The organism is Acidovorax sp. HMWF018, assembly GCF_003061035.1.
GTDB lineage: Bacteria > Pseudomonadota > Gammaproteobacteria > Burkholderiales > Burkholderiaceae_C > Acidovorax > Acidovorax delafieldii.
On the sequence record NZ_QAIM01000031.1, the window covers coordinates 12305 to 19922 of the forward strand.

5 protein-coding genes and 1 pseudogene are annotated in these 7618 nt (G+C 68.4%); 5 read left to right on the forward strand and 1 reads right to left on the reverse strand.

Going from position 1 to position 7618, the window contains the following annotated elements; all coding sequences use genetic code 11:
• The 5 genes from DBR23_RS00880 to DBR23_RS00900 all read left to right on the forward strand — a co-directional run.
• The coding region (locus DBR23_RS00880) for an AlkA N-terminal domain-containing protein (RefSeq protein ID WP_304466187.1) at positions 1–991 on the forward strand (991 nt) is incomplete at its 5' end.
• Positions 992–1071: 80 nt separating this feature from the next.
• Positions 1072–1623: a methylated-DNA--[protein]-cysteine S-methyltransferase gene (locus tag DBR23_RS00885; protein WP_108497003.1), complete on the forward strand. Its 552-nt coding sequence runs from the start codon at positions 1072–1074 to the stop codon at positions 1621–1623.
• Positions 1620–2546: a DMT family transporter gene (locus DBR23_RS00890; RefSeq protein WP_099730309.1), complete on the forward strand. Its 927-nt coding sequence runs from the start codon at positions 1620–1622 to the stop codon at positions 2544–2546. Before DBR23_RS00885 ends, DBR23_RS00890 begins: the two co-directional genes overlap by 4 nt.
• Before the next feature lie 157 nt (positions 2547–2703).
• Positions 2704–6525 carry an EAL domain-containing protein gene (locus tag DBR23_RS00895; protein WP_108497004.1) on the forward strand — a complete coding sequence of 1274 codons (3822 nt, stop codon included), beginning with the start codon at positions 2704–2706 and terminating at the stop codon, positions 6523–6525.
• Between the two features lie 93 nt (positions 6526–6618).
• Positions 6619–7065: a GNAT family N-acetyltransferase gene (locus DBR23_RS00900; protein WP_108497005.1), complete on the forward strand. Its 447-nt coding sequence runs from the start codon at positions 6619–6621 to the stop codon at positions 7063–7065.
• Between the two features lie 25 nt (positions 7066–7090).
• Here DBR23_RS00900 and prpE read toward each other — a convergent pair.
• Positions 7091–7618, reverse strand: a pseudogene (prpE, locus tag DBR23_RS30155) (propionyl-CoA synthetase); the annotation flags it as partial.

The following is a 7618-nucleotide window of genomic DNA, read 5'->3' on the forward strand; positions in this document are numbered from 1 at the left end:
CCAGCTGCGGCGCAACGGCGGTGGCAGCGCCGCATCGGGCGCGGGGCGCACCAGCGCCGTGCGCCTGGCGTGGCGGCCACCACTGGACGTGGTGGCGTTGCTGGCCTTTTTTGAAAAGCGGCAGTTCCATGGCGTGGAGTGCGTGGTGCATGGTGCGGACGGCCCCGGCCTGCGCCGCACCGTGCGGCTGGCCAGGACCTGCACCGGCCTGCCGCAGGAGACCACCGGCTGGCTGAGTGCCCGTTTTGACCTGGCGCGCCACCAGGTGCTGCTGCAGACCAGCGACAGCCTGTACCCCGTGCTGCCGCTCGTCATCCGCCGCGTGCGTGCCATGCTCGACCTGGACGCCGACCCCGCGGCCATCAACGCCGTGCTGCACCCGCACTTTCCGGACGGTGATGGCCTGCGTGTGCCCGGAGCGTTTGACGGCTTTGAGCTGGCCGTGCGCGCCGTGCTGGGCCAGCAGATCACCGTGGCGGCCGCGCGCACGCTGGGCCAGCGGCTGGTGGAGCGGCTGGGTGAACCCATCGCCACGCCCTGGTCCGGGCTGCACCGGCTGTTTCCCACCGCAGCCACCCTGGCCCGCGCCGATGGCGACACGCTGGGCCAGCTGGGCATCGTGCGCCAGCGTCAAGCGGCCATCGTGGCGCTGGCCCGCGCGGTGGACAGCGGCACCCTGCCCCTGCACGCGGGAGCCGACGTGCCCAGCACCACTGCCGCCCTGTGCGCCCTGCCCGGCATTGGTGACTGGACGGCGCAGTACATCGCCATGCGGGTGCTGCGCTGGCCCGACGCCTTTCCGGCGGGGGACGTGGCGCTGCACAAGGCGCTGGGGGTGCAGCAGCACAAGAACCCCGCACGCGCCGCGCAAGAGGCCTCGCAGGCCTGGCGCCCCTGGCGCAGCTACGCGGTGCTGCGCGCCTGGGCTGCTGGCAACAGCGGTGCCGGCACGCCTGCACCTGCCGACGCCCAGAAACTATCAAAACCATAGCACCTCAGGCAATAGGCACTAGCGCATGGTGCCGATTTCGGATCAAAACCTCCCTCAATACCCTCTAACGACCTCTTCTCATGCAGTTTCACCCCCTCACCGTGCAGGCACGGGCCGACACCCCGCTGGGGCCCGTGCGGCTGGCCGCTTCCCCCAACGGCTTGTCGGGCGTCTGGTTTGAAGGCCAGCGCCACGAGCCCACCGCCCACTTGCACGGTTCCGAGGCCTGGGCGTTGGCCCCTGGCGACCACCCTGTGCTGCGAGAAGCCGCCCACCAGCTGCAGCAATACCTGGGCGGGCAGCGCCAACATTTCGACCTGCCGCTGGACCTGTCGGGGGGCACGGCATTTCAGCAATCGGTGTGGCGCGCGCTGCTGCAGATTGGCCGGGGCCAGACCATCAGCTACGGCGCGCTGGGCCGTCAGCTGGGCAACCCCAGCGCCGTGCGGGCCGTGGGTGCCGCCGTGGGCCGCAACCCATTGAGCGTGGTGGTGCCCTGCCACCGTGTGCTGGGTGCCGATGGCAGCCTGACGGGCTATGCAGGCGGCCTCGATCGCAAGAGGGCTTTGCTGACGCTGGAGAATGCACCCCTTTTGGCCGCCGCAGCCGATCCCATGAAAGCCACCGCATGAACAGCCCCGCCACCCGGCCCGTCTCCACCTGGATCGGCGAATTCATCCTGCTGGCCGCGCTCTGGGGCGCGTCGTTCCTGTTCATGCGCCTGGGCGCGTCTGACTTTGGTCCCCTGCCCACCGCCGGCCTGCGGGTGGCGCTGGCCACGGTGTTCCTGTGGCCCATCATGCTGCGCCAGGGCCACTGGCCTGCGCTGCGCCAGCACTGGCGGCCCATCCTGTTTGCGGGGGTCATCAATTCGGCGATTCCGTTCTCGCTGTTTTCCTGGGCGGTGCTGCACATCGCCACGGGCCTGACCTCGATCCTCAACGCCACGGTGCCGCTGTTTGGTGCGCTGATCGCCTGGGTGTGGCTGGGCGACCGCATCAACCGCCTGCGCTGGGTGGGGCTGGCCCTGGGTTTTGTGGGCGTGGCCCTGCTGGCCTGGCGCGCACCTGCCGGCACCGGGTTCAAGACCGACCACGCCCACTGGGCGATTGCGGCCTGCCTGCTGGCGTCGGCGTTCTATGGCGTGTCGGCCAGTTTTGCACGGCGCCACCTGACGGGCCTGCCGCCGCTGGCCACGGCAGCCGGCAGCCAGCTGGGCGCCGCGCTGGGCCTGGCCTTGCCCACGCTGTGGCTGTGGCCGGCGCAGATGCCCGGTGTACGCGCCTGGGCGGCCATCCTGGCCATTGCCGTGCTGTGCACCGGCATTGCCTACATCCTGTACTTTCGCCTGATCGAGCACGCGGGCCCCAGCCGCGCGCTGGCCGTGACCTTCATCACCCCGGTGTTCGCCGTGCTTTATGGCACGCTGTTCCTGGGCGAGACCATCACGCCGTGGATGGTGGGCTGCGCGCTGGTGATCGTGTGCGGCACCTTGTTGTCAACCGGACTTATCAGGACGCTGCGGCCCGCCCGGCCCACCTCAGAACAGGCCTAAACTTGGCGGATGGTTTTTTTATCGGGTGCATGCCTTCTGAGCAAGGCCACATGCGGCACAGGCCGCGACATGCACCCGCTCCTTCTTTTGGCTTGTCCGCCACGTTCCAGACCCGCAGCCGCCCGCTTCAGCGACCAGACCACCCAAGGAAAACACCATGGGTAACAACACGCTGCTGGCGGGCACTGCCCTCATGCTGCTGCTGCTGGTGCCGGTCTGGCTGTCGCCGCAGGAGTCTCTGCACCCGTCCCGGCGCACCCTGATCCTGCTCGGCGTGGCGGGCGGGCTGGTCTCCATCGCAGCTTTCGAGGCGCTGCGCTGGAATGCGCCGGAGCTCCATATCGTGGCCTACCCCACCGCCACGGCGTTCGTGGCGCTGTTTTTTGGCGTGCCGGCGGCGGCCATCACCGCCGTGCTGGCCTTGCAGGCCGCGCTCTGGACAGACACCTCGGCCGTCTGGCCCGCCACCACCGTTCTGGGCGGCGCGCTGGCTACCGGCTGGGCGTGGCGCAGCCTGGGCCAGCGCTGGGCCTGGCCCGACTGGGCGCCACTGGCCGGACTGACCCTCACACTGCCGCTCGTGGTTTCGCTGGTCACGACGGCCACCAGCACGGCCCCTGAAGGCACCAGCAACATGCACTGGCACCACGGCGCCGGCGTGCTGATGCTCGGGATTGGCTGGCTGGTGATTGCCAGCCGGGCCCGCGCCGAGCTGGCGCGCAACGAGATCCAGCAGACGCTGGGCCAGCAGGAGCACCAGCTGCGTCTGGCGCTGGATGCCCTGGGCGGCGGCCGCTGGGAATGGAATGTGGTCGAACGCCGGTTTTTCTGTGATGGCCGGTTTTACGAGGCCTATGGCATTACCAGTGCCGACTTGCAGTCGCCCGACCTCTGGCAGCGCTGGTACGCCCGGCGCCACCCGCTGGACGCTGAACGCAATGCCGCCAAGCTGGCCCGTGCCATGGACGGGCTGGAGGAAAGCTACGAGGCCGAGTTCCGCGTGATGGACACCCAGGGGCGGTGGCGCTGGCTGATGTCCCGTGGCACCGTCGCCCGGCGCGATGCGCAGGGGCGCCCGGCCAGCCTGATCGGCATGGACGTGGACATCACCGCCCACCGCGAGACCGAGGAGGCCCTTCATTCTGCCGAGGCCAAATACACCACCTTCTACCAGACGCTGCCCGACCCGGCAGGCATCACCCGCATAGCCGACGGGCGCTACATCGATGTGAACCCGGCGTTCTGCGAGCTGCTGGGCTTCACACGCGAGGAGGTCCTGGGCCGCACCTCGTCGGAGCTGCACATCTGGGCCAACGAGCACGAGCGCAAGCGGCTGCTGGACACCTACCAGCGAGAAGGCAAGGTGGACCGGTTGCCCCTGGTTGCGCAAAGCAAGGGGGTGCAGGTTCCGGGCCTGATGTCGGCACGCTCTGTGCTTGTGAATGGCGAAAACTGCTTTGTTTTCGTTTTCCACGACATGACCGAAGCCCAACGCACCAGCGACGAACTTCGGGCGCTCTACAACCAGCTGCAGCAAGCCGGCCGACTGGCCCGACTGGGCGCATGGGAGGACGAGCGTGGCCGCGGCCTGGTGTACTGGTCGGACGTGTGTTTTGACATCCACGGCCTGTCACCCAACCAGCCGCCCCCCAGCGACTACATCGACCGCCATGTGGCCCCGCAGTACCGCGAGCCGCTGCGCGAAAAGTTCCGCCAGAGCATCCGTTCACGCGCTGAGTGGAGCATGGAGATGGAGGTCTATCACGCCGACGGCCATCTTTTTTGGGTGCGCGCCCGGGGCGAGCCCGTGATCGAGAACGGCCGCGTGGTCAGGGTGCGCGGCGTGATGCAGGACATCGACGAAGCCAAGCGTGCCGAGCAGCGCCTTCGCCAGTCCGAGGAGCGCTTCTCGCGCATCTTCCATCTCATGCCCTACCCCATGGGCCTGTCGCACCGCAGCGATGGCCGCTATGTGGACCTCAACCCCGCCTGGGTCGACATGCTGGGCATTCCCCGCGAAGAGGCCATTGGCCGCACCGCCGTCGAGCTGGGCATCTTCACCGCTGAAGACCGCCAGCGCCTGATGGAGCAGGTCAGCCAGACCGGCCACCTCAGCGACTACGAAGTGACGCTGAACGTGCGCAATGGTCCCCGGCGCACCGTGCTGCAGTCCATGCGCGCCACCGAGTTCGATGGCGAGCCCTGCTGGTTGTTCTCGGTGCACGACATCACTGACCGCAAGCGCAACGAGGTGCAGGTTCGTGAACGCGAGGCCCTGCTGTCGCTCACCATCTCCGCCGCATCGCTGGGACTGTGGGACTGGGACCTGCAGACCGGCCTGGTCACGGGCGACCGCCGCTGGCGTGCCATGCGCGGGCTGCCGGTGACCGGCGACACCTCAGCGGCCGTGCAATGGACCACGGCCATTGCGCCGGACGACATCGACCGCATCACCACGGAGCTGTCGCGCCACACCGCCCACCTGGGCACACCGTTTGACGCCACCTGGCGGCTGAACCAGCCCAACGAGCCGGTGCGCTGGGTGCGCAACCTGGGCAAGATCGTGGGCTTTGACGAGCAAGGCCGCCCGGCCCGCATGCTCGGTGTGGCCATCGACGTGACCCCCCAGCGCGAGCAGGAGGTGATGCTGCAGCGCCTGGCGCTGTACGACGCCCTCACCGGCCTGCCCAACCGAGTGTTGCTGGCGCGCAAGCTGCAGGAATGCATGGCCCAGGCCCGTGACACCGGCAAGCAGCTGGGTGTGGCCTACCTCGACCTGGACGGCTTCAAGCCCGTCAACGACCGCCTGGGCCACGGGGCGGGCGACCGCCTGCTGGTGGTGGTGGCCGGGCGGCTCACGCGCGCACTGCAGCCGCTGGACACGGTGGCCCGGCTGGGAGGCGACGAGTTCGTGATCCTCATGCCTGGCCTAGGCTCGGTGAGCGACTGCGAACGCATGCTGGAACGCGTGATGGAAAGCGTTTCGGCCCCCTACACGCTGGACACCGAGCGCGTGGTCGTCACGGCCAGCATCGGCTACACCATCTTCCCGCAGGACGACGCCGACGCCGACACCCTGCTGCGCCATGCCGACCAGGCCATGTATGCCGCCAAGCAGGCGGGGCGCAACCGCTTCCACCAGTTTGACGCCGCCCAGGAGCGCGCCCTGCAACTGCTGCGCGCGCAGGGGCACTACCTGCGCGAGGCACTGGCGCAAGCCCAGTTCATGCTGTACTTGCAGCCCAAGGTGGACATGCGCAGTGGCACGGTGGTGGGCGCCGAAGTGCTCTCACGCTGGCAGCACCCCGAGCGCGGCCTGGTGTCCCCCGGCGAGTTCTTGCCGCTGCTGGAGGGCACCGATCTGGAGATCGGCTTTGGCGAATGGGTGGCAGAGGCCGCGCTCACGGTGCTGGAGCAGCTGCAGGACCGGGGCATGCCCATGCCGCTGAGCATCAACATTGCTGCACAGCACCTGCAGCAACCGGACTTTGCCGATTGGGTGGCCGGCTGTCTGGCGCGCCACCCCCGGGTGCCCGCGCACCTGGTCGAGGTCGAGATCACCGAAAGCGCCGCCCTGTACGACCTGAGCGCCGTCGCCGACACCCTGAACGCCCTGCGCGCCATGGGCGTGACGGTGGCGCTGGACGACTTTGGCACCGGCTATTCGTCGCTGACCTACCTGCGCCGCCTGCCCATGGACACGCTCAAGATCGATCAGAGCTTTGTGCACGGCATGATGGGCGACCCGGGGGACCTGGCCATCGTGCAGGGCGTGATCGGCCTGGCACGCTCGTTCGGCTATCGGGTGATCGCCGAAGGGGTGGAAACCGTCGAACAGGGGCAGATGCTGCTGCAGCTGGGCTGCCTGCAGGCGCAGGGCTACTGCATTGCCCGGCCCATGCCGCTGGAGGATTTCATCGGCTGGACGCCCACCTGGCAGCCGCCTGCGGGGTGGCAGCGGAACCGGCCGGTTTTGTAGCATTAAAACCTTGCCAGGCGCTAGTATCGTATGCGTCAGCAGCTATGAGTTTGGTAGCAACCAAGCATATTCTTCGCCCCCTGGAGGCTGGCCTTGAACATCCGTGAACTCAGCGCCGAAGACCTGGCCCCCCTGCTCAGTCTGTACACCCACCTGCACGCGCAAGACGACCCGCTGCCCCCACTACCCGAGGTGCGGACCGTGTGGGCCGAGGCGCTCGCCAACCCACGCATTCGGTACTTTGGTGGGTGGGATGAGGGTGCGCTGGTCTCGTCCTGCACGCTGACCGTCATCCCCAATCTCACGCGTGCATGCCGTCCCTACGGCGTCATCGAGAACGTCGTGACGCACTCGTCCCATCGCGACCAGGGCTGGGGGCATGCGCTGCTGCAGCACGCCCTGGCCCATGCCTGGCGGGAGCACTGCTACAAGGTCATGCTGATGACGGGCCGCAAGGACGAAAACACCCTGCGCTTTTACGAGCAGGCGGGGTTTGACCGGCAGGGTAAACAGGCATTTGTTGCCAGGCCACTGCAGTGACCCGCCGGCCCGGGCTGGCCTGAACTCAGCCCACCAGGTCCTTCACCTGCTGCAGCGCGGCCGGGTCTTCCATCGTCGTCAGGTCGCCCGGGTCGCGCCGCTCGGCCACGGCCTGCAGCGCGCGGCGCAGCAGCTTGCCGCTGCGGGTCTTGGGCAGCACGGTCACAAAGTACACGCGCGACGGCCGCGCCACGGCGCCCAGCTGGTGGTCCACCTGCTTCATCACCTCGCCTTCGAGCTTCAGGCGTGCAGCGTCATCGGTAAGCCCTGACGCATCGCGCGCCACGGCAAACGCCATCGCCACCTGGCCTTTCAGGCTGTCGGCCACGCCCACCACGGCCACTTCGGCAATGTTGGGGTGGGAGGCAATGCTCTCCTCGATCTCGCGCGTGCCCAGGCGGTGGCCGGCCACGTTGATCACATCGTCCGTGCGGCCCAGGATGAAGTGGTAGCCGTCGGCATCGCGGATGCCCCAGTCAAACGTGCTGTAGATGAGGCGGCCGGGGATGCTCTTCCAATAGGTGTTCACAAAGCGGGCGTCATCGCGCCACAC

Coding starts and splice junctions, on each gene's coding strand:
- DBR23_RS00890 (WP_099730309.1), top strand. CDS start 1,620: ATGAACAGCCCCGCCACCCGGCCCGTCTCCACCTGGATCGGCGAATTC.
- DBR23_RS00895 (WP_108497004.1), top strand. CDS start 2,704: ATGGGTAACAACACGCTGCTGGCGGGCACTGCCCTCATGCTGCTGCTG.
- DBR23_RS00885 (WP_108497003.1), top strand. CDS start 1,072: ATGCAGTTTCACCCCCTCACCGTGCAGGCACGGGCCGACACCCCGCTG.